Raw genomic sequence first — 22,770 nt, 5'->3', positions numbered from 1 at the left:
ATTGTTCAAACGGCTATAATCTCTCAGTTACTATTGATTTTGGGAAGAAATTTTTCGCGTCAAAAATAATACATCCTGCTTTAAAAAAGGGAGTTACGTCAATTTTATTGAAACTTTTATGAGCAACTGCCAAAATAATCGCTCCAGTGTCTTTTGAAATGGACGACACTAAGTCAATATTGTATTCCTTTTTTACTTGAGATGCATCCACATTATCATCAAATACCTCAACTTCAATTCCGTATTCCGAAAGTTCATGCACTATGTCAATGACACGTGTATTTCTAATGTCAGGGCAATTTTCTTTGAACGTAATTCCCAGTACGGTCACTTTTGCTCCTTTGATTAGTTTTTCTTGTTTAATCATGAGTTTCACAACGCGCTCTGCAATGTATTTGCCCATGTTATCGTTTATTTTTCTTCCTGCTAGGATCACTTGCGGAATGTAGCCTACGCTTTTTGCTTTGTGTGTTAAGTAATACGGATCAACACCAATGCAATGTCCGCCAACCAATCCTGGCGTAAATGATAAGAAATTCCACTTTGTTCCTGCAGCTTCTAATACTTCATGTGTATCAATCCCTAGTTTCCCAAATATTAATGCCAATTCGTTCACAAATGCAATGTTGATATCGCGCTGTGAATTTTCAATCACTTTGGCGGCTTCTGCTACTTTTATAGAAGACGCTTTAAACGTTCCGACAGTAATAATGCTTTTATAGATTTCGTCAATAGTTTCTGCAATTTCAGGCGTGCTTCCTGAAGTTACTTTGACAATGTTGTTAACTCTGTGTTTTTTGTCTCCCGGATTGATTCTTTCTGGAGAATATCCGCAGAAAAAATCTTTATTGAATACCAATTGACTTTGTGCTTCCAAGATTGGCACACATACTTCCTCCGTACATCCTGGAAATACTGTAGATTCATAAATGACTATATCATCTTTGGATAATACTGAACCCACCAAGTTAGAAGCAGCTTCTAATGGTGTTAAGTCTGGAAATTTATGTTCTGTAATAGGCGTTGGAACTGTGACGATATACAGATTTGCTTGTGCAATGTCTGACGCTTTATTTGTGTATTGTATAGTTGAAGTTTCTTGAAGTTCTTCTTGGCTAACTTCAAGTGTATGATCGTTTCCTTGTTGCAATTCTTGAATTCTAGCTTCATTGATATCAAATCCTATGACTTGAAATCCTTTTTTACTGAATTCAACCGCAAGCGGCAATCCAACATATCCTAAACCTATTATGGAAATTACCTTATTTGTCATTTACTTCAGCTTGCTTTTTAAAAAAGTCATACGTTATAGCTAAACCATCGCGTATTTTGTATTTAGGATTGTATTGTAATAGTGTTTTAGCTTTTGTGATGTCGGCCAATGAATCGCGTACGTCTCCTATTCTGCTTTCTCCGTGCGTTGCTTCTACTGTACTTTGTGTAATTTCTTTGATGTCATTCCACAAGTCATTTACACTGATACGATCGCCAACCGCAACATTTACCACTTCATGTTTTTCAATTTCTGAAAATGCTGCTTTAATGTTTGCTTGCACTACATTTTCAACAAATGTAAAATCTCTCGTTTGATTTCCATCACCATTGATTGTTACCTTTGTGTTATGTATTCCTGCATTGAAAAATAACGGAATTACCGCTGCATACGCGCCTTTTACGTTTTGTTTTGGTCCAAAAACGTTGAAGTAACGCAATCCTACTGTATGAAAGTCGAAGTTTGCAGAGAAGTTATCTGCATATAGTTCGTTTACATATTTTGTAATTGCATATGGAGATAATGGTTTTCCAATAATTTCTTCTCGCTTTGGCAATGCTTTACTATCACCATAAGTACTGGAAGAAGCTGCATATACCATTCGTTTTACACCAGCATCACGTGATGCTACCAACATGTTTAAAAAACCTGAAATGTTTACCGCATTTGATGAGATAGGATCGTTGAAAGAGCGCGGTACCGAACCTAAGGCAGCTTGGTGCAATACAAAGTCCATTCCTGCTACAGCAGTAGTACAGGTTTCCATATCTCTAATATCACCTAAAATAAATTCGAAACTTGGATTGGATTCAAATTCCTCAATATTGTGTTTGAAACCTGTAGCTAAGTTATCTAATACGCGTACTTTTTTGGCGTTGTGTTTTAGTAAATATTCTACTAAATTGGATCCAATAAATCCTGCACCTCCAGTGATTAAAATACTGTATTTACTAAGGTCTTGGTAGTGATATGCTTCTTTATACATGTTGCTATTATTCGCTGCAAAACTAGGTATAAATTTTAATTCTAGGAAATAAATGGCTTTTATGGGGAAATACTCTTTTTTACACAGGTTTTATCCCCTTTATTTTTATCCTATTTTTCTAACAAGAAACCACGGATTTAGTAGATTTTCTTTGTTGTATTTTAGAGGCTTGTTGGTTTTGAGCGAATATACTTCGAGTCCTACAGCATTGCAGATTGCATGTCCTGCGGCTGTGTCCCATTCCATCGTTGGCGCGCAACGCGGATAGTATGAAGCTTGCCCTTCTGCCATTAAACAGAATTTTAAAGAGCTTCCTGCTTTGATTAAGTTGACTTCTTTCCCTTCTGTTTCAAGTGTATTAATTAGCTCAAGTACTTCTTGATTTTTAGAAGAATGACTTGAGGTTATGGTGACTGTATCACTTTCGGAAGCTGCAAATATTTCAGTAGCGTTTTGCACCATACTTTCAGTAATTGTATGTGCTTCTAACACTATTTTAAATGCTTTTTTTTCTTCAGTTATAGCAAAGTACAGTGATTTTGCCGCTGGAATATATATGATACCAAGTAAGGAGATGCCGTTTTCAACCAATGCAATATTCACGGTAAATTCGCCATTTCGCTTGATAAATTGTTTGGTTCCATCAAGTGGATCTACAATCCAGCATTGTTTCCAGTTTTTACGAATTTCATATTGCGCGTGTTCTCCTTCTTCACTTAATACTGGTATTCCAGTGTTTTGCAAAGCATTTTCTATGAGATCATTCGCTTTTTTATCAGCAATCGTTACAGGTGAGTCGTCCGATTTTCGTTCAACAGCAACTACTTGGTTTTCGTAAATATCCATAATAATTGCACCTGCATTTACAGCAGCTTCTATGGCAGTGTATAGATATTTGTGTATCAAACTATAAAGGATTTTGCATAAGGTTACGGAGACTTTCTTGCCAAGATTTAGTCTTAATAATACTTCGTACTTTACTTTTGTCTAAAACGCTATTTTTTGGACGTGCTGCTTTGGTTTTGTAACTGTCTACACTTTTTAATGTAGGCTGATCCGTTTCAGGAAGATTCAAATTTTGAATGATTTCTTTTGTAAAGTCATACCAAGTAGCTTCACCTTCATTGCTAAAGTGATAGATTCCGTAGTTAGTATTTTTTGTATTGATGATTTCTAAAATCAGTTCTGCTAAATCATTTGCGTTTGTGGGCGTTCCTTTTTGCTCTGTAGTAATGGTAAGGTTTGCCTTTTCTTTTGCTTTTTGCAGAATGGTTTTGTAGAAATTCTTTCCAAATTCAGCATATAACCAAGAGGTGCGAATGATAAAATACTTTTCAGCAACTGCTTGGATATTTTTTTCACCTTTTAATTTAGAAGCACCATATACACTTATTGGATTGGTAATATCCGTTTCTACATACGGAGATGTTTTGGTTCCGTCAAACACATAATCTGTAGAAACATGGAGCAACGTAATATTGTTTTCTGCACAGGTTTTGGCTAAATTTTTAGCTGCTTTGGCATTGACCAAATATGCTTTATCTTCTTCACTTTCTGCTAATTCTACATTGGTATACGCAGCACAATTTACACAGTAATCAATTGTGTTTTCAGAAAAATAAGCACGGATCGCTATTGTATCTGTAATGTCTAATTCTTTAGACGATTTAAAGTGAAAGGTGATGTTTGGATGTTGCTGTTGTACCTTTTGAATGCATTGTCCTAATTGACCATTGGCGCCCGTAACTAAAACCGTTTTCATAGCGATAATGATTTCAAGTTTGGAAGTAATTGATCTTTATCAGAAAGTATGATTTCATTTTTATTCAACATCCAATCAATAGCAATATCAGGATCATTATAGATAATTCCTGACTCCGATTCTTTGTTATAAAAATTATCGCATTTGTACGCAAAAATGGTATCGTCTTGTAATACTGCAAAACCATGAGCAAATCCTCTTGGCACAAAGAGTTGCTTGTTATTTTCTGCGTTTAGTATGATAGAAAAATGCTGTCCAAAAGTTTCAGAATTTGGTCTGATATCTACCGCTACGTCTAATACTTCTCCACTAATGACACGGACGAGTTTTGCTTGCGCGTATTCGTCTTTTTGAAAGTGTAATCCACGCAACACGCCTTTTTGTGAAATGGATTGATTGTCTTGCACAAAATGAACTTTCGCTGGAAATTTTTGTTCGTTGTAACTTTCCATAAAGCTTCCTCTAGAATCTCCAAATACTTGAGGTTCTATGACAAAACAGCCTGCTAATGGTGTGTGTGTTATGTTCAAGACGTTTTTTATTGTATTTCTAATAGATGTTTTCCGTATCCACTTTTTAATAGTGGTGTTGCTAATTCATCTAATTGTTTTTTGCTAATGAATCCCATTCTATATGCTGCTTCTTCAATGGCTCCAATTTTAAGTCCTTGACGTTCTTCAATGACTTGCACAAATTGTGAAGCTTGCATTAATGAGTTGAATGTTCCAGTATCTAACCAAGCTGTTCCTCTGTCTAAGATACTTACGCTTAGTTTTCCTTTTTCTAAATATACACGATTTACATCTGTAATTTCGAGTTCTCCTCTTCCACTTGGCCGAATGTTTTTGGCAATTTCTACCACTTCATTGTCATAAAAATAAATCCCTGGAACTGCATAGTTAGATTTTGGTTTTGCTGGTTTTTCTTCAATAGAAATTGCATTGCCGTTTTCATCAAATTCTACTACTCCATAACGTTCAGGATCGTGTACATGGTATGCATAGATGATTCCACCTTCAGGATCGTTGTTAGCTTGTAACAAGTTTGCTAATCCAGAACCGTAGAATATATTATCTCCTAAAATTAGGGCAACTTTGTCATCGCCAATAAATTTTTCACCTATTATAAAGGCTTCTGCCAATCCGTTTGGTGCTTCTTGTACTTCATAATGAAATTCGCATCCAAACTTTTTTCCATCACCTAATAGCTTTTGAAATAAGGGTAAATCTTGTGGTGTAGAAATGATGAGTATTTCACGGATTCCTGCACTGATGAGTGTTGAAACAGGATAGTATATCATGGGTTTGTCATAGACAGGCATCAATTGCTTACTTACTGCAAGTGTAAGTGGATGCAATCGTGTTCCTGATCCGCCAGCTAATACTATTCCCTTCATTTCTTAATTATTTAGTCTCGTATTTATTTAAATACCATTCTATTGTTTTCAAAATACCTGATTCAAAGGTTTCTGCAGCTTTCCAACCAAGTTCATTTTCCAATTTATTTGCATCAATTGCGTAGCGAAAATCGTGTCCCGGTCTATCTGTTACAAAGGTAATTTGCTCTTTGTACGACGTTTCTTTTGGACGCAATTTATCTAACAATTCGCATATTGTATTGGCAATGTACACATTGGTACGTTCATTTCTTCCTCCAACATTATAGGTCTCACCTGCTTTTCCTGTTTGATATACCAAATGAATTCCTTTGCAATGGTCTAATACATATAACCAATCACGTATATTCATTCCATCTCCATAAATAGGAATATTTTCACCTGAAATCGCTTTACGAATGATCGTTGGAATCAGCTTTTCATCATGTTGTTTTGGCCCGTAATTATTTGAACAATTAGTGGTTACCACGTTCATTCCATACGTATGGAAATAACTACGTACTATAAAATCGGATGATGCTTTAGAAGCACTGTACGGGCTGTTTGGCGCATACGATGTTTCTTCTGTAAACAATCCTGTTTCTCCTAAAGTTCCATAAACCTCATCGGTTGAAATATGATGGAATCTGCACGCTTCATACCCTGATTTTACTTGATTTGGTCCATCCATCCATGCTTTTTTAGCTACGTCTAATAAGTTAAATGTTCCAAAAATGTTGGTTTGTATGAATGCATCTGGATTTTTGATAGAGTTATCCACATGTGACTCTGCAGCAAAGTGAATTACTGCTTTAAAGTCATAGGTTTCAAACAATTTTTCTATCAGGCCTCTATCGCAAATATCACCTTCTATAAATACATAATTTTCATGATTGCTTACTTCTGCCAAATTTTCTAAATCACCAGCGTAGGTAAGCTTGTCAATATTCACAAGCGTGGTGTCTTGCTGTTGTTCCAAGAAATACGGAATATAGTTAGCTCCTATAAATCCAGCTCCACCAGTAACAAGTATGGCATTTTTAGGCATTCAATCTTTTGTTTTCTGCGTACGTATTTAAGTATTTATTCAATTCTCTTAGTAAGATTAACATCAATAACAATGAAATTGTAATCATTGGAATTCTGTATAGATATTTATCGTAAAAAGATCTAATTCTTGCACCAGGAGAAAAGTCATTTAACACATTAATCGTTTCGCTTTCTAGCTCTTTTTGCCTGTTGATTTGAAGAATTCTATTCGCTAATTTTTCATTAACCGCAATTAACTCAAGTTCTTTCGTTTTTCTTTCGTTATTTGCTGCTAATTGAATGTATGTATTTGAAGCTTTTCCAGCAGTAGTTTCCTTTGTAGGTTCTTGCAATAAGATTTCCTTATAAGCTTTACCTAATGAATCGATATTTACCAATTGCTTTTGAAGGGCTTCTGATTGTTTTTCAAGATTTTTAAGATTTATTTCTTTTTGTCTCTTGATATGATAATTTTCTATATTCCTAGTGATAATTGGTTCTTGTAAATTAGGAATGATTTCTTTATCAGCAGAATATACAGATATTTGATGCACTGGGAAATCTAATGGACTCGTATTTCGTTTAAACTTATCAAAATCAATTTCTCTTAAAACAAATGTAGTATCTGCTGTTTTCATAAATTCATTATATGCTTTCAGCATTCCATTATCAGTAACATCTGGCTCAATAGTAAATCCTCTTAGGCTTCCTGCTTCATCTTTAGAAATATTAAAAATACTTGCTAGCACCGTACTATCTCCTTCTTCCACAAGTCCTTGATAATACTTAATATTAGAATATAGTTGGCGTGTACTTCCGTAGTTTGTTTTTAGATACATACTTGATCCATATACCGCTTCTTTTCTTGAATCAATAAACCATCCAATTACGATACTTAAAAAACCTACAATTACAAATTTTACAATGTGTACCCTAACAATTATTAAGGCTCTTATTAGTAAGTCTAGTAGGAATAAAAGTATATTTCTTATAAATAAAAAGAGTCTACTAAAAGCATTTCCTATCATTCTAAACAGCTCTTTCAGATCTATTTCATTGCCAGTTTGTGGTGGTTTTTCAGGCAGCACATTTTGGTTATTTTCGCTCATATTCTCGTTATTAGTTGTTAAATAGTTGTTCTAATATTTTTCTTGTTATTAAATATGTTGGTTTTACACCTGTTGTTCCTAATCCTCCAGAAGCCAAGGTACTTCCTGTTTCTAGTGGGTTATCCGATGCATAATAGGCATATCTTACTTTTACATTTTCAGAAATACTTCCTCGTATCTTTGAAGCCGATTGAATGGCTTTTTGATAATGTGCTCCTTCCATTTCAAGTCCAATAACATTCCATGTAGAATCGTGGAAGAATTTCAAAATATCTTTGTTTTGCAAAGACGTTCCTAACACTGTAATCATTGAACCTTCAAATACTTGTAATCCGTGACCTTCTAAATCTTCTTTTGTCAATTCATTTTTAAAAGGATAGTTATCTGCTGTTCCTTCAAAAATATGAGCTGACGGAATCATAATGTCTCCTTTTCCTCCTTCTAAGATTCCTGCTTTCCCCATAATGGAAACCGAAGCCACATTTAAGTATTCTTTTTCTGCATTGTTTTTGTTTGTATACGGTTTTAAGAACTCATCTATGGTTTCATAGGCTTGTTCTCCAAAGGCGTAATCCATCACAAATAATACAGGTTTTTCTGCATCGTTAGTAGCACAACATGTGTACGTTGTTTTGCTAAAATCGATTTTAGCTGTATCAAAAATTTGTACGTTGATATTTGTTCCTGATTCATCTTTAATGTAAATCATTCCCTTTTTCAACGCTTCTTTTTCTACTTTATTTCTAAGTGAATTATTTCCTGAGGCACTTAGGGCTTCAAAAATATCAAATTCGTCAGTAGTGTTGAGTTGTTTTTGCAACAATTTTGGTGCAAATATAGAGTTCATCACACTGTGCATATTAGCACTAATGATATGAATTGGTCTATGTAATAACTTATTTTCTTTGAGCACTTTTTTGATATTATTTGCCCAAACTTCTCCGTGAATATGATGTCCTAAACGTTCACGTAGCACAGGACTGAATGTGATCGTTCTTTTTTCACCTTTTGATGTTTCTTTGATGGCTAGTTTTCCTAACCAATAGATAATGCTTAAAAAGCGCTCTGGGTTTTCTTTAGTAGAAAATGTTTTATGCGCATCTAAAATTTCTTCAAAAGTTCTTCCTAAAATATTGGCTGTATGTGTAATAGCAACTTCACGTTCGGCTAAACTTAGTTTTTTCTTTTTACTAACAGCAGCTTCTAGTTTTTCCCAATCGCGTGTTGTTTCTCCATCTTCTCCAATCAAAACACGATCGCAAATTTTGTGTGATTCTATAAATAAAAACGTCAAATGCGTTAAAATATCATAGATTTCCGAACGTCCACGCGTAATTTCAATATTCATCTGTTCCTCATCAATTCGGTAACAGTTTCTCCTTCTTTTTGGTGGAATGATTGCTTTGAAGTGCGAATTTTTATATCCTTCGTCAGATGTTAAATTGATAAAACGACATTCTTCAATACCAATTGGCAAACGATCTATTACATATAATAAACCATTAATTTCTGCCTTCTGTTCGGCTATAGAACCATATATTTCGGGACGCAATACTAGTAAAGACTGGCGCAACGTTTCCCCAGAAACACCCATAGGTTTGTAAAATCCACGATTAAATAAATGTCTCATGGTAATATACAAACGTTCAATAGCTCCTGATGATTCTTGTGCTCTTGTTCTTTCGTGTATTTTAATGTTACTCATAAATGGTTTTTCCGCACAAAAATACAAGTTAATTTGATATTTCTAAGCTTTTTTGTAATTCGTTAGTATTTCCGCAATTTTTCTATCGTTTGATAATCTAGGAATTTTATTTTGTCCACCCAATTTTCCGATCGATTTCATATAGATTTGAAAGCCGTCTTTTTCAATTTTGGTAATTTGTAAACGTTTCAAAACCTTCCCTTCGATTAAGTCAAAATAATAGCTGTTTTGTTGTTGCAATGAAGCATCAATAGTTGCTGCAAATTGCGCTATGTTTTTGGGCTCCGATTCAAATTCAATAAACCATTCGTGATACGGTAAGCCTTCTGCTGGGTTGATTTTAGGCGCCACGGTAAATTCATTGATGCTTGCGCCAGAATCTTGTAAAGCGTCGTTTAGTGCTTGTTCTACTTCTTTTCCAATGACGTGTTCTCCAAATGCTGAAATAAAATGCTTGATGCGCCCTGAAACAATGACTTTGTATGGCTTTACAGAGGTAAATTCAACAGTATCTCCAATATTATATCCCCAAAGTCCAGCATTTGTAGAAATGATCATAACGTAATTTACACCAACCTCCACATCTTTTATCGTAATTCGGGTTGGGTTTTTGTCAAAAAACTCGTCTGCTTTTACAAATTCATAAAAAATTCCTGAATTTAATTGCAAAAGCATTCCTCTATCGTTTTGCTGATTTTGATAGGCAAAAAATCCTTCACTTGCAGGATACAATTCAATACTGTCTACTTTTCTTCCTATTAAATTTTCAAATTTGTTGCGATACGGTTCAAAGTTAACACCGCCAAAGATAAACAGCTTGAAATCTGGAAATACTTCGCCTATTTTTTTACCTGTTCTTGCTTCAATGCGTTCAAAATACATTTGAACCCACGATGGAATTCCGCTGATGATCGCCATTTTTTCATTCAATGTTTCATCAACAATAGCTTCTACTTTGGTTTCCCAGTCTTCGATACAATTGGTTTCCCAACTAGGCATTCTGTTTTTTTGTAAGTAGCCTGGCACATAATGTGCTACAATTCCAGAAAGTCGCCCCAATTTTACACCATTTTTTTCTTCCAATACAGGACTTCCTTGCAAAAAGATCATTTTTCCATCTACAAAATCGGTATTTCCAGTTTCGGCAATGTAACCTAAAATAGCATTTCGAGCAGCTTCTACATGTGTTGGCATGGATTCTTTAGTAATAGGAATGTATTTGGCTCCTGAGGTTGTTCCTGATGTTTTTGCAAAATAGACAGGTTTTCCTTTCCAAAGAATGTCTTTTTCACCAGCTACAACTCTACCTATGTACGGTCGTAACGCTTCATAATCGCGAATTGGCACACGTTTTACAAAATCGTCATGCGATTGAATATTGTCAAAGTCATGGTCTTTTCCAAATGCAGTATGTGCCGCATCTTTAATGAGTTTTTTAAAGATTTTTTCTTGTGTTTCTAGTGGATTGTTTGCCCATTTTGATACTTTTTTTTGAATATGCTTTGCAAAAGGTTTTGCTAAAAGGGCTTTGATTGATTTCATCTGTGAGTGTTTGCTTTCTTAAATTAAATCAGATGTATTTTTATATTCACAATTTATAGTTTAAAATCAATAAATGATTGTGGATCGATGGAATATCCTTCGCTCCAAAGTTCAAAATGTAAATGCGGACCTGTAGTCAATTCTCCTGTATTTCCTGCTCTGGCAACTACTTCTCCTACTCTAACTAAATCGCCTTGTTGCTTGGTTAAAGAAGCATTATGTTTGTATACCGAAATTAAATTGTTAGAGTGTTCAATGATAATAACATATCCTGTTTCTGCCGTCCATTCGGCAAAAATAACCATTCCATCAGCAGTGGCTTTTACAGGTGTATCTTTTGGCACAACTACATCCACAGCATAGTGTTTTTCTTTCGGATTGTATTTTTGAGATACTTCACCTTTTACGGGTGGAAAGAGCTTAAAATTAACTTTGGAAGTAGCGGTTTCAAACAAATTATACTTGTCTTCCTGAGCTACTTCTTCACGTAATAAAGAATCTTGTTTGTTTGGTGCTAAACTTACCTGATCAGGGTCTGCCTCAAACGACTTAAACAAAGAATCCTTATTAATGGTTTTACTTTTCACTTCTCCCGTAAGGACATTGCGAATAGATTGTAAGTAAATTGAGTCTCTTCGGGCAATTTGTTCTAAAGAATCAATTTTTTCATTCAGATGGATCGCTTTTTGCTTCAATGCAGTTGATGAATATCCTGGAATATATTCTCGTAAAGAGGTAAAAGCAATTAAAATAGTCGTAAGTACAATAAGTATAATTGCAGAAAACGCAACTAGCACAAATACATTTAAGCGTGTGAGTTTGAAAGAAATACGCTCTTCAAAAGTATCTTCATTCAGAATTACCAAACGATACTTGTGCAAAAGCTTCTTTTTGAGTTGTCGTTTTTTTCGATTTTCTTTTGCCATGATTGTTTTCTGCGTTACAAACTTAAAAGAAAAATATTAGGAATAAATTGTATTGAAGTGTTTTTTTTATGCTTCTTTACTGCAAAGTATCTATTTATTTTTACCTTTGTACCATAAATAATAAACATCATGATGTCACTAAATATGTTTTTAGCTATTCCTGGAGGAACTTCGATTATCTTAATTGTAGTTGTTGTATTACTTTTATTTGGAGGAAGAAAGATTCCTGAATTAATGCGCGGCTTAGGTAGCGGAATTAGAGAGTTTAAAGATGCAAGTAAAGGTGAAGACGATACTAAGAAAGTAGAGAAAGAGTAATTTCCTATTTTATATAAAAGATACAAAATCCACACTGATGCAGTGTGGATTTTTTTTGATACAGAAAGAACTAGCTTTAGACTTGTAATAAATATCAAATTTAACATGAAAAAAATAACATTTCTCATCTTAGTGTTTGTATGTACTAGTACGACTATTAAAGCGCAAGAATCTTGGAAATTTATCACACGTGATGCATATACTATACAATATCCTAGCAGTTTGGAAATAGATACTTCTGGAAGTATGGGCGCAGATATCATTATGTAGAGTCCGCAAAACAATCCAGAGGATATGTTTACAGAAAATATAAATGTCTTAATTCTAGATTTAGCTGGCTATAATTTGGATCTTGATAAATATACCAAGACTTCTGAACAGCAAATAAAAACCATGATTGAAGGCGCAAAAATTATCGAAAGTAAGCGAATTACGAATGGCCCAATTCCATATCATCGTGTTGTATATACTGGAGAACAAAATGATTACAAATTAAAATTTGCACAGCATTATTATGTAATCAACGATAAAGCAAAAGTGCTTACACTTACGTGCGAACAAAATCAGTATGATAAGTATATTGACATTGCAATGAAGGTTTTTAAAAGTTTTAGGTTGAAATAATACACAGTATTCCTACTAATTTCCATTCATGAAAATTACTCAAAAAGAAGTAGCAGCACTTATAGTAAATGAAAAACCCGATACATTTCGGACACATTTTTTGTGCTTTTTTTACAAGAATAAAAAACGATATGGAAAACGTTCTTCAAAAGAAGTTCGACTATGGCAGCATACGAGTTGGACTGCAAGTTTGTATTCGGTTTTTATTTTTATATTCAACAACGACAACCATTTAGTACATGTTCATAGCAAGCTTAATATTTTTGGAAAAGCGTTTTTCTTAGGAGTATTTACAATACTGTTTTCATTTTTTTCTTGGAAGCTTTTTAACTTGTATAAAAATGAGCGTTTTTGGTTGTATACCTGTATTGTTGTGGTTTTTATAATATTGTATGTAGTGTTTTGTAAAGCTGTATATGAAGGTGAAAAGCGTATTCAGCAAAAAGCCATTTTTGAGGAATTAGCAATTGATATGACAAACCAACCTATTGCTAACGAACATTGGTTGTTTCGCATTTTTATTCTAATTCTTACTTATCCAATTGGGTTGCTTACTTTGTACATTAGCATTTTTCACTTTTTTCCAACTCAAAAATACGTGCATGCAATCTTAGGAATGACAACAGTTTCAGCATATCTTATTACTGATATCTTATTACTTTTAAAAAAAAAGAAACCTTAAAAAATTATATATTAAAACCACTGAAAACATATTTGAGCATTTTGAGCAATACATTACACTTTCTGATACGCTAAAAGCAGCATTGGAAGCTCGATTGCATGTAGTTCATTTTAAAAAAGGGGAACTTGTGTTGGACGCCGATCAAATTTCTACGAAAAGTTATTTTATTCGAAAAGGGATTTTGCGCACTTATTTTTTGAAAGATGGTAAAGAAGTGAGTGAATATTTTTGTAGTAAAGATGAATGGATAAATTCTCCCAGAAGCTTTATGCAACGCAAAAAAGACATCTATTATATTGATGCTATTGAAGCTACAGAAGCTTTTGCACTTCATGTGAATGATTTGGTGTATTTGTTTGATCATTTCCCAGAAATGGAACGCTATTCACGATTGTCTATGGGCACTATTTTTGGACATTTGATGGAGCGAATTACTTCCATGCGTTTTGCTTCTGCCAAGGAAAAGTATGCGCATTTTCGTGAAACATATCATGATATTTACCATCGTATTCCGCTAGGAATGATTGCTTCTTATATCGGCATTACACAAGAAACCTTGAGTAGAATTCGTGCTGAAAAATGATTTTTTGACATAAATCAAATGTTTTGAAACTTCTATACACGTACTTTGTTTCAAAAGCAAACGACTATGACTTTATCAAAAAACATACACTGTATAATTATTCTATTTTTCTTCATTGCAACTACTACAATAAGTGCACAAGAAACACTTGTTACAAAAAATACAGAAGCTGTGTTGTATGTCGGAAAAAGCAATAATCAACCTTTAATTGTAGGTTTGGGTGGTTCCGAAGGTGGAAATGCTTGGACAAGTAATTACTGGAAAAAAATAAGAGATCAAATTATAGAAAAAGGGTATGCATTTTTAGCTATTGGATATTTTAATGCGCAAGGAACACCCAAATTGTTAGAAAAAATTGCCATTGAAGATATTCACAATGCTATTGTAAAAGCGACGCAGCATCCGCAGGTAAATGCAGAACGTATTGCAATTGTTGGCGGTTCTCGTGGTGCAGATTTGGCTTTATTGGTTGCCAGTTATTATACAGATATTGATTGTGTTGTTGGGATTGTACCGAGTCACGCCGTTTTTCCGGGAAACACACAACACTTTACAAGTTCATCATGGACTTTTAATCAACAAGAATTACCTTTTGTTCCTGTAAATGAAGCCGCAGTACCTTTTATTATGAAACGTGACTTGCGCGGAGCTTTTGAAGCCATGTTACAAGATAAAGAAGCAGAAAAGAAAGCATTGATCCCTGTTGAAAAAATAAAAGCACCTATTTTACTAGTTTCTGCCACTGAAGATGAAATAGCTCCTACCACACCGATGTGTCATAAAATGATGCAACGACTCAAAACATATAACTTTCAGTACAATGCAGAACATGTGACAATTGTAGGTTCGCATGTAGCTCCTTTACAACATTTTGACTTGGTTTTTAATTTTTTAAGTCATGAATTTCCTATAAAGAAATAGTTTATTTTTAGTATTATTTGTTTGAAATTATAACAAACATTAACTACCGATCTCAATTATGAAAAATAAACGACACTATCTTCTTAGTTGCTTACTCATATGCACAGGAATTTTTTAAACCTATGCACAATCCAATCAAAATAAGTTATGGGAACTAGGAACTAAGGATCAAGTATATTCAAAAGTTCTTTCGGAAAAGAGACAACTTTGGATTCAAATTCCTGAAAGTGCTACAATTCCAACAAATCACCCGAAAAAATACCCAGTTATATACGTGTTGGATGGTCGTGCGCATTTTTTATCTATTTGTACGGTAATCAATCAATTAGATTCAGATATTATTGCTGAAATGATTGTTGTCGGCATTGAAAATTCTCAACATAGAGTTCGCGATTTAACACCTACAAAAGTAAAAGAGGCTAATGGTGCATCGGATTGGGTCAAAGATTCTGGCGGTGGAGAAAAATTCACTGATTTTATTGCAAATGAATTAATTCCATATATGGATAAAAAGTATCCAACCACGAGTCATAGAATTTTAGTATAACATTCATTTGCAGGTTTATTTGTTGTAAATACACTCTTGGAACATCCTGAATTGTTTTCCAATTATTTGGCCATTGATCCTAGTTTATGGTGGGATAATGAAGTGTTAAACCGTCAATTAGCCAAACGTTTATCTGATAAAAAATATAGTGGAAAATCGTTGTTTCTATCCATGGCAAATCCATTTCCTTCAGATACAGAAAAAAATCTTGATGTACTTATACAAGACACCACGTTTAGAACGGATGGCTTACATGCCAACTATAACTTTTCTTCAATAGCTTCTCAATCATCATCAAGTACTTTACAATTTGCACACAAGTTTTATGCTACTGAAAATCATGAAACTATTCCTTTAATTTCTTTATATGATGGAATAAATTATTTGTATTCTTGTATAGAATGCGTGGTGATTTTATTGATATTCTACAAAATCCAGACACTTCTACTGAAACTGTGATAAATGCTTTTGACAAACATTATACAAGGCTTTCCAGTCATTTAGGATATAAAGTGTATCCAGAAGAAGATTTACTTAATAATTTAGGATATATGTTTATGTATAATGATTCTAAAAAGTCATTCACGGTACTGAAAATGCTTATAGAAACTTATCCTAAAAACGCTAATGGATACGATTCTATGTCAGATTATTACATTTCTCAAGGCGATATAAGAAACGCTATCAAATACGTTAGAATTGCGTATACCATCAGCGGATCAAACTATCACAAAAAGAAACTTGAAAAATTACAAAAAAAGTAATCCATTTTTGTTGTAAATTGATGGTATGAAAACATTTGCATCTTTTTTCGTTGTTATTTTACTCGTTTTCTTTGCTGCTTGTAAAGAGAAAACGACCACAATTCCAGCTAAAAAACAACCACCAAAAGTTTTAAAAGATACGGTTTCACCCAAAGTCAATTCTCACAAAAGTGAACCTAAAAAAATAGATCTTTCTTCAAAATTAAAAGAAAAAGTTACACGATTGGCTTCGTTAAAATATAACTATCAATTAAAAAGCTTAGATACTGTTATTCCTAAAAAAAGTGCTCTTTTGGGAAGTGTATATCGCATCAAAGCATTGCAAGATTCTGTAGCAAACGCTATTGATTTGAAAGCGTTAGAAAATGATCTTCATCAAATCCATAATGCTTTTTTAAAGGGAACAAAACCGATGCAACCCAATAGAGATACTTATCCAAGAGCTACCGTTGAAGAATACATTTTTAAAACTCCTGCAGCTGCAAAAAGAACATACGAAATGTTGATAGAATCCAAAGCAGATGGACGTTTGTGGATGTATATTAGTAAATCACCATACGACTTATTTGTAGAAGAAAACAGAATTTATTTTATGCGTTCTGGCGGGTTTTATATGATGGATATTTATAAAAATATTACGGAAAAAATAAAAGGTTAATAAACCGAAATTCATTAGCCTTTTTGACTTCTTTCTACTTTTATAACCTTAAGAAATTTAAAACGTGACAATACTTTTATTTACCTTGTATTCGTCTACACAAGAAGGTACGTTTAATCTATCATAGACAACTGAATTCGTTTACGCGCTTCGTCAACTTCAATGACTTTCACCGTAACATGTTGGTGTAGTTTGACAACCGCATTGACATCACTTATAAATTCATTGGCAAGTTTAGAAATGTGTACCAAACCACTTTCTTTGATGCCAATATCTACAAAACAACCAAAATTGGTGATGTTATTGACAATTCCCGGCAACGACATTCCAACTTTTACATCGGAAATGGTTTTTACATTCGGATCAAATTCAAAGAGTTTGGCTGCTTTTCGCGGATCAACTCCAGGCTTTTCCAATTCTTTAATGATATCGTTTAAGGTTGGTAATCCTATTGTATCAGTACAATAATTATGAAGTTTTATATTGCTCAATACTGTTTTATTTCCAATTAATTCATCAACAGATAGTTTGGCATCTTTCGCCATTTTTTCAACGATATGATAACTTTCTGGATGTACGGTTGAATTATCTAATGGATGTTTGGCATCTGTAATTCGTAAAAACGCTGCTGCTTGTTGAAACGCTTTTGGACCTAATCGAGGCACTTTTTTTAAACTATTTCTCGAATCAATTTTACCATTTTCGGTCCTGAATTTCACTACATTTTCTGCCAAATTCATACCAATTCCAGATACATAACTTAGCAATGCGCTACTTGCGGTATTTACATTTACACCAACCGCATTTACACAGCTCATGACAACCGTATCGAGTTCGTCTTTTAGCTTTGTTTGATCGACATCGTGCTGATATTGTCCAACACCAATTGCTTTCGGATCAATTTTTACCAATTCTGCTAATGGATCTTTAAGTCTTCTTCCAATAGAAACTGCACCACGAACCGTTACATCATAGTTTGGAAATTCGGCACGGGCAATTTTAGAAGCTGAATATACCGAAGCACCAGCTTCATTTACAATAAACACTTGCAAATCGCGATCAAATTGAATCTTTTTTACAAAGAATTCTGTTTCGCGTGAAGCAGTTCCATTTCCAATAGCAATGGCTTCAATTTTATACGCATTTACCAACGATCGTATTTTTTTGCCTGCCTGAGAAATCTCTCGCTGTGGCGGATGCGGATATATATTTTCGTTATGTAATAAATCGCCTTTTTCATCCAAACACACTACTTTACAACCCGACTTAAAACCTGGATCTATTGCCAAAACGCGTTTTTGTCCTAACGGCGCACCAAGTAATAATTGTTTTAAGTTATCTGCAAATACAGAAATTGCTGTGGCGTCTGCTTTGGCTTTTACTTCGTTCATTACTTCTTTGACAATTGCAGGAGATAATAAGCGTTTATAAGCATCTTCAATAGCAATAAAAACTTGATCTGTACAAGAAGTAACATCCGTTTTTATGATCATATTATCCATCATATCGAGTGCTTCTTCTTTGTCTACCTCAACCTTGAGTTTGATAAACCCTTCTTTTTCAGCACGCAACATCGCTAAGAGTCTATGCGAAGGTGTCCTTTGAAGCGATTCACTCCAATCAAAATATTGCTTGTATTTCTGCGCTGTATCGTCGTCTTTTTTTGTTTTAACTACTTTAGTTGTAATTGTAGCTTTTCGTTGGTACAAACGTCTTATTTTGTTTCTAACGTATTCGTTTTCGTTAATCCATTCAGCCATAATGTGACGTGCTCCTTCAATAGCTTTTTGTACCGAAGCAACTTCTCCTTTTACAAATCGTTGTGCAGCATACGCTACATCTTCATGTTGCTGTTTCATGATGATTTTTGCCAAAGGTTCTAGTCCGTTTTCTTTGGCAACAGAAGCTTTGGTTTTTCGTTTTTTCTTAAACGGTAAATACAAATCTTCCAACGCCGTCAAGGTTTTTGCTTGCGCTATTTTTTCTTGCAATTGCGGAGTTAACGCATCTTGTTCTGTAATCGCTTTTAGAATTGCTTCTCTTCGTTTTTCTAACTCTTCAAACGCTGTTTTTAGCTTGACGATTTGCCCTATTTGCACTTCATCCAAATTTCCAGTCATTTCTTTTCTATATCTTGAAATAAAAGGAATGGTACAATCTTCATTCAGTAATTCAATGGTTTTTAGAATACTTTTTTCTGGTAATGAAAGTTGCGATTGGATGTATTGAAGTTGCGTCATGAAATTTTTTATTGAAGGGTTGAATGACTCAATAATTAGAAAATTATTCTTTGGAAACGCAATTTAGTTTTTTAGTTTGATTGAAAGAAAGATTATTTCTCTTATTCCTTTCCAATCAATGCATCATTTTATACATTTTTACACGAAATCACATGTGTATCAGGTGTTTCAAATACTATTGTGTGTGCTTCTTCAGAAAATGGAATTTTATTCGAAGTTAGTTTTTCTTTTAAGTGTGCACTATTGCCAGAAAAATTGATTTTTTGTAGTCCATTTTGAGACCTAGGATTCAAAGAGAGTTCTGTATTGTATTTACTATTCCAATAATATTGAATTTCAGTAAATAAATGTTGCTGCTAGGACATCCATTCTATATTTTCAAGAGCATCTATATCAGGATTTGGTGCTTGTAAATTTTTATCTCCTAGGAAATACAGTGTAAATCCTATTCCTCTATCGACATACATTCGTACAAATAGTTTAAGATCTAGTATGTTTTCGTAAAAGGCAATAATTTTTAAAGGATCTTTGGTTCGGATGGTAAACAAGCCTAATACCGCAGCATCTTTTTTGAAAGTCTCAGTTTTATTGGATTTTGGCGAATTTTCGTTGAAGGTTTTTTGAATAAATTCTATTTGATGATTTTCTACATCTGTTGTGTTGCCAAATAGCCAATATCTCTAAGTTGATACGGTTCGTTTTTCTGATAATGCTATTATTCAAGTTCTAGTTCCGTATTGCCAAGATTTTGTATAAAATCAGCTAACATTTTTGTGTACTTTTAAGTGAATAATGTACAATTAAAATTCTAGATATACTTTTCTTTTTCTATAAAAATAGTGCAGCATTTATTCTCGTGAAAGCGAACAAAAAGCAAAAAAGCACACAAGAAGTATCTTGCATGCTTTTGCATATTTTGTATGATTGTATGTTTTATTTATTAACCTTCAAAGATTTTAAAATTGCTTCAATTTCAAACATAAAATCTCTTTTGTCTTCAGATGGCGCAAAGGTAAATCCTTCGATCACCATTAAACGATCGTGTTCTTTGTCTTCTACCACATAATTGATAAATGGACCTGCCATGTGAAAACCGTATACTTCCCACATCCCTTTGGTTTCAAAGGCAAATTTGCTATCTACTTCTGCTTCATATAAAAACGGCGTATACGCTTTTTCTGTAATCATATACATTGTTTCTGGATCTCTTCCAGGCACATAGGTTTTCCCTATAGAATCGCGCATTTTGATAATAGCATCAATAGTGGTATCATCTTTAGGAATACTTCCTAATGGTAATGCATACGCAATAATGTTCATGGTACCGTTTTTTACTTTTCGCTCAAACCATACAAAGTTGTCTTCCTTTTTTACCATTTTGTACACAGAAGGAATATTTAAGCTAATTCCAAATGTTTCTTCAAGGGTTTTTTCTTGATTTAAAGAACCTCTAATTGCTTCCTGTTTAGAAAATAATTCGTTTTCCTTCAATATTTTGATAGAGGCAGCGGCATTTTCACTTAGTTGTGTTACAATTTCGTCTTCAGTTCCACCAACATATACTATTCTTTGTGGTTTTGAGTATACGTTTTTACGGATTTTGAACATTTTTTTATCAGATGTCTGTGCTATGATCACACTTCTGTACGTTCTGATTTGTTTTTTAAATACTTCTGGCTTGATGTGTCTTAAAGAAAAAATTGGTTCTATCATTGGCAAACCATCAGTTGGCACTCCATAAATGCTTCGAATACTATCGCCTATTCTTCCTTCCCATTGATCGCCATCCATTACTACCGCAATCATGTTTACTTTTCCACCAGATAATGGCAAGTATTGAGCTGCCACATCTTTGTCTTTAGGGTCTTCGCATGCAGAAAATAATGCCAAGACTGCTAGAAATACGTATAATTTTTTCACGTCAAATCGGTTTTTATGATTGTTTACTATTTTTTAGAAACTCGTAGTTTCATTCCTGGTTTTAATTTATTCCCACTAATATCGTTCCATTTTTTAATATTTTTCACAGAAACTCCGGGAAATTTTTGTGAAATACTCCACAAAGAGTCGCCAGACTTGACCGTATAGGTTTTTGCGTTGCTTTTATTTTTTTTCGATTTGGATGGTTTTTTAGTCGCAAAACCAGGTTTTCGAGGATATACTGTTAAGCGTTGACCTATTCGCAATCGGTTTGATCGAAGTCCATTCCATCGTTTTAAGTCACTTACACGTACTCCAAATCGTCTTGCAATTTTCCCTAAGTAGTCACCTTTACGAACACGGTAACGCGTACGTTTGTCCATTTCGAAAAGTTGCGGCAATGGTTTTTCACGTTTGGCTAGTTCTTCTTTTGCCAACGCATAGATTGCATCTTCATTATTGACAAATTTTCCAACTTCTTGTACTGGCAATCGCAACGTATAGTTTCGACCTTTTATGTGTGGAATGATGTCTAGTTTGTACGACGGATTGAAAAACTGTAAGTCTTCTACTTTTACGTTTAATACTTCAGAAATTTGATCAAACGTTAATAATTGCTTTACGCGAATGGTATCAGTAGCAAAGTGCGGTACTTCAATTTTTTCTGGCTGAAAACCATGTTCTTCTGCATATTCAAAAATATACATGGTTGCTAAGAATGCTGGTAAATATCCTGCAGTCTCACGTGGTAAGTTTGAACGAATGTTCCAGTAATTTACATATCCGCCAGAGCGTCTGATAGCTTTGGAAACATTTCCTGGTCCTGAGTTATAGGCTGCTAATGCTAAATCCCAATCGCCAAATATTTTGTATAAACTTGCTAAATATTGGCAAGCCGCTTTGGTTGATTTTTCAGGATCGCTGCGTTCATCAACGTACGAACTCACATTTAAATCATATTGCTTTCCTGTTTGATACATAAATTGCCATAAGCCTGTAGCACCAACTCGTGATCGAGCACGTGGATTTAAGGCAGATTCTACAATCGCCAAATATTTTACTTCTAACGGAATGTTATAGTTGTCCAATTCTTGTTCAAACATTGGAAAGTAGTACTGACTGATTTTCATCAAGCGCTCCATTGACTTTTTGCGTCTTTTTAAAAATCTGCGAATCACACTTTCTAATGACGGATTGTACTCAATATTGAAAGGTGTTTTTGTGTTTAATCGCGCCAAGCGAGCTTTCAAGGTATCCGTTGGTAATTCTTGATATACGACAGGATCGTATTTTAATTCAGTAATTTCTTTGTGAATGGTGTCAAATAGTTCTGCTCCACCAAGCTCGCGAAGCCATAAACTATCAATTTTTGCTGCCATTTGGTTGTCTAGCAACTTATAGCTTTCATTTTCCTGGTTGAGTCCATTAAAGCCTTCTAAAGCTGTTTTTGTACTGTCTAACTCAGGAAGAGTATCATCAAATGTGCGTTTGATTTCGTTTTTGGTATCTAAATAAATGGTATCTGTCATGATGGTTTTTTTACCATCAAGAATGATTGTGTCTTTTACTATTTCGAATGCAGGTTTTTTTACTGCTGGCTTTTTTTCATCTTCTTGGGCAATTCCCACTGATGCCAGTAATAAGAAAACAATGCTAGCTAAATATTTCATGTATGTAGGTCATTTTATCGATTTTACACATATTTCTGTGTATAAAAACGGGATTGCCGCTAAATTCGTGTTTTTTCTTCTATTTCAGAAATTACAGTATCTTAAAAAAGTCTAGCTACAGAAATTTAGATTAGGTT

24 protein-coding genes and 1 pseudogene are annotated in these 22,770 nt (G+C 34.1%); 10 read left to right on the top strand and 15 right to left on the bottom strand.

Annotated features, from left to right (window positions below; translation table 11 throughout):
• Positions 1–13: 13 nt before the first annotated feature.
• The 11 genes from MK119_RS06620 to MK119_RS06570 all read right to left on the bottom strand — a co-directional run bounded on the left by MK119_RS06620 (position 14) and on the right by MK119_RS06570 (position 11,706).
• Entirely contained in the window at positions 14–1,273 is a 1,260-nt protein-coding gene (locus MK119_RS06620) for a nucleotide sugar dehydrogenase (protein WP_290672059.1), read from the bottom strand.
• Positions 1,263–2,258, bottom strand: coding sequence for an SDR family oxidoreductase (locus MK119_RS06615; RefSeq protein WP_290672057.1), 996 nt, complete (start codon positions 2,256–2,258; stop codon positions 1,263–1,265). Before MK119_RS06615 ends, MK119_RS06620 begins: the two co-directional genes overlap by 11 nt.
• A 105-nt stretch (positions 2,259–2,363) precedes the next feature.
• The gene (gene cysQ / locus MK119_RS06610; RefSeq protein WP_366512776.1) at positions 2,364–3,164 is read right to left on the bottom strand and encodes a 3'(2'),5'-bisphosphate nucleotidase CysQ; all 801 of its coding nucleotides are present in this window, start codon (positions 3,162–3,164) and stop codon (positions 2,364–2,366) included.
• Position 3,165: 1 nt separating this feature from the next.
• Positions 3,166–4,020: a dTDP-4-dehydrorhamnose reductase gene (gene rfbD, locus MK119_RS06605; RefSeq protein ID WP_290672055.1), complete on the bottom strand. Its 855-nt coding sequence runs from the start codon at positions 4,018–4,020 to the stop codon at positions 3,166–3,168.
• A complete protein-coding gene (gene rfbC / locus MK119_RS06600; RefSeq protein WP_290672054.1) occupies positions 4,017–4,550 on the bottom strand; it encodes a dTDP-4-dehydrorhamnose 3,5-epimerase in 534 nt (177 codons plus the stop codon). Before rfbC ends, rfbD begins: the two co-directional genes overlap by 4 nt.
• Positions 4,551–4,558: 8 nt before the next feature.
• Positions 4,559–5,416 carry a glucose-1-phosphate thymidylyltransferase RfbA gene (rfbA, locus tag MK119_RS06595; RefSeq protein WP_290672053.1) on the bottom strand — a complete coding sequence of 286 codons (858 nt, stop codon included), beginning with the start codon at positions 5,414–5,416 and terminating at the stop codon, positions 4,559–4,561.
• Positions 5,417–5,423: 7 nt separating this feature from the next.
• Positions 5,424–6,443, bottom strand: a complete 1,020-nt coding sequence (rfbB, locus tag MK119_RS06590) for a dTDP-glucose 4,6-dehydratase (protein ID WP_290672052.1) — start codon at positions 6,441–6,443, stop codon at positions 5,424–5,426.
• On the bottom strand, positions 6,436–7,533 hold the full coding sequence (locus MK119_RS06585) for a hypothetical protein (RefSeq protein ID WP_290672051.1): 1,098 nt from the start codon (positions 7,531–7,533) through the stop codon (positions 6,436–6,438). Before MK119_RS06585 ends, rfbB begins: the two co-directional genes overlap by 8 nt.
• A gap of 10 nt (positions 7,534–7,543) precedes the next feature.
• Entirely contained in the window at positions 7,544–9,238 is a 1,695-nt protein-coding gene (locus tag MK119_RS06580; RefSeq protein ID WP_290672049.1) for a hypothetical protein, read from the bottom strand.
• Between the two features lie 42 nt (positions 9,239–9,280).
• Positions 9,281–10,780 (bottom strand): GH3 auxin-responsive promoter family protein, encoded by a 1,500-nt coding sequence (locus MK119_RS06575; RefSeq protein ID WP_290672047.1) that lies wholly within the window; start codon positions 10,778–10,780, stop codon positions 9,281–9,283.
• A 53-nt stretch (positions 10,781–10,833) separates the two neighbouring features.
• The gene (locus MK119_RS06570; protein WP_290672045.1) at positions 10,834–11,706 is read right to left on the bottom strand and encodes a M23 family metallopeptidase; all 873 of its coding nucleotides are present in this window, start codon (positions 11,704–11,706) and stop codon (positions 10,834–10,836) included.
• A gap of 129 nt (positions 11,707–11,835) precedes the next feature.
• Between MK119_RS06570 and tatA the strand changes: the two genes are divergently transcribed.
• The 10 genes and pseudogenes from tatA to MK119_RS06520 all read left to right on the top strand — a co-directional run bounded on the left by tatA (position 11,836) and on the right by MK119_RS06520 (position 16,803).
• Positions 11,836–12,024 (top strand): twin-arginine translocase TatA/TatE family subunit, encoded by a 189-nt coding sequence (gene tatA, locus MK119_RS06565; protein ID WP_290672044.1) that lies wholly within the window; start codon positions 11,836–11,838, stop codon positions 12,022–12,024.
• Positions 12,025–12,129: 105 nt separating this feature from the next.
• The gene (locus MK119_RS06560) at positions 12,130–12,294 is read left to right on the top strand and encodes a hypothetical protein (RefSeq protein ID WP_290672043.1); all 165 of its coding nucleotides are present in this window, start codon (positions 12,130–12,132) and stop codon (positions 12,292–12,294) included.
• Positions 12,295–12,318: 24 nt separating this feature from the next.
• Entirely contained in the window at positions 12,319–12,648 is a 330-nt protein-coding gene (locus tag MK119_RS06555) for a hypothetical protein (RefSeq protein WP_290672041.1), read from the top strand.
• A 28-nt stretch (positions 12,649–12,676) separates the two neighbouring features.
• Entirely contained in the window at positions 12,677–13,330 is a 654-nt protein-coding gene (locus MK119_RS06550) for a hypothetical protein (protein WP_290672039.1), read from the top strand.
• A gap of 181 nt (positions 13,331–13,511) precedes the next feature.
• Positions 13,512–13,913 carry a hypothetical protein gene (locus MK119_RS06545; protein WP_290672037.1) on the top strand — a complete coding sequence of 134 codons (402 nt, stop codon included), beginning with the start codon at positions 13,512–13,514 and terminating at the stop codon, positions 13,911–13,913.
• Between the two features lie 66 nt (positions 13,914–13,979).
• Complete coding sequence (locus MK119_RS06540; RefSeq protein ID WP_290672035.1) at positions 13,980–14,834, top strand: acyl-CoA thioester hydrolase/BAAT C-terminal domain-containing protein; 855 nt, start codon at positions 13,980–13,982, stop codon at positions 14,832–14,834.
• Between the two features lie 190 nt (positions 14,835–15,024).
• Positions 15,025–15,381, top strand: a pseudogene (locus MK119_RS06535) (alpha/beta hydrolase-fold protein); the annotation flags it as partial.
• A 36-nt stretch (positions 15,382–15,417) separates the two neighbouring features.
• Complete coding sequence (locus MK119_RS06530) at positions 15,418–15,840, top strand: hypothetical protein (RefSeq protein WP_290672034.1); 423 nt, start codon at positions 15,418–15,420, stop codon at positions 15,838–15,840.
• On the top strand, positions 15,837–16,145 hold the full coding sequence (locus tag MK119_RS06525) for a hypothetical protein (protein ID WP_290672032.1): 309 nt from the start codon (positions 15,837–15,839) through the stop codon (positions 16,143–16,145). Before MK119_RS06530 ends, MK119_RS06525 begins: the two co-directional genes overlap by 4 nt.
• 25 nt (positions 16,146–16,170) lie before the next feature.
• On the top strand, positions 16,171–16,803 hold the full coding sequence (locus MK119_RS06520; RefSeq protein ID WP_290672031.1) for a hypothetical protein: 633 nt from the start codon (positions 16,171–16,173) through the stop codon (positions 16,801–16,803).
• A 113-nt stretch (positions 16,804–16,916) separates the two neighbouring features.
• Here the strand turns inward: MK119_RS06520 and MK119_RS06515 are convergent, their stop codons facing one another.
• The 4 genes from MK119_RS06515 to MK119_RS06500 form a co-directional block, all read right to left on the bottom strand.
• Positions 16,917–19,043, bottom strand: a complete 2,127-nt coding sequence (locus tag MK119_RS06515; protein WP_290672029.1) for a Tex family protein — start codon at positions 19,041–19,043, stop codon at positions 16,917–16,919.
• Positions 19,044–19,399: 356 nt separating this feature from the next.
• Positions 19,400–19,591, bottom strand: a complete 192-nt coding sequence (locus MK119_RS06510; RefSeq protein ID WP_290672028.1) for a hypothetical protein — start codon at positions 19,589–19,591, stop codon at positions 19,400–19,402.
• 385 nt (positions 19,592–19,976) lie between these two features.
• Positions 19,977–20,963, bottom strand: a complete 987-nt coding sequence (locus tag MK119_RS06505) for a DUF4837 family protein (RefSeq protein WP_290672027.1) — start codon at positions 20,961–20,963, stop codon at positions 19,977–19,979.
• A 26-nt stretch (positions 20,964–20,989) separates the two neighbouring features.
• The gene (locus MK119_RS06500; RefSeq protein WP_290672026.1) at positions 20,990–22,633 is read right to left on the bottom strand and encodes a LysM peptidoglycan-binding domain-containing protein; all 1,644 of its coding nucleotides are present in this window, start codon (positions 22,631–22,633) and stop codon (positions 20,990–20,992) included.
• Positions 22,634–22,770 lie beyond the last annotated feature (137 nt).

The organism is Kordia sp. (genome assembly GCF_022447245.1).
Classification (GTDB): domain Bacteria; phylum Bacteroidota; class Bacteroidia; order Flavobacteriales; family Flavobacteriaceae; genus Kordia.
This window is presented reverse-complemented; position numbering and strand designations above follow the sequence as displayed.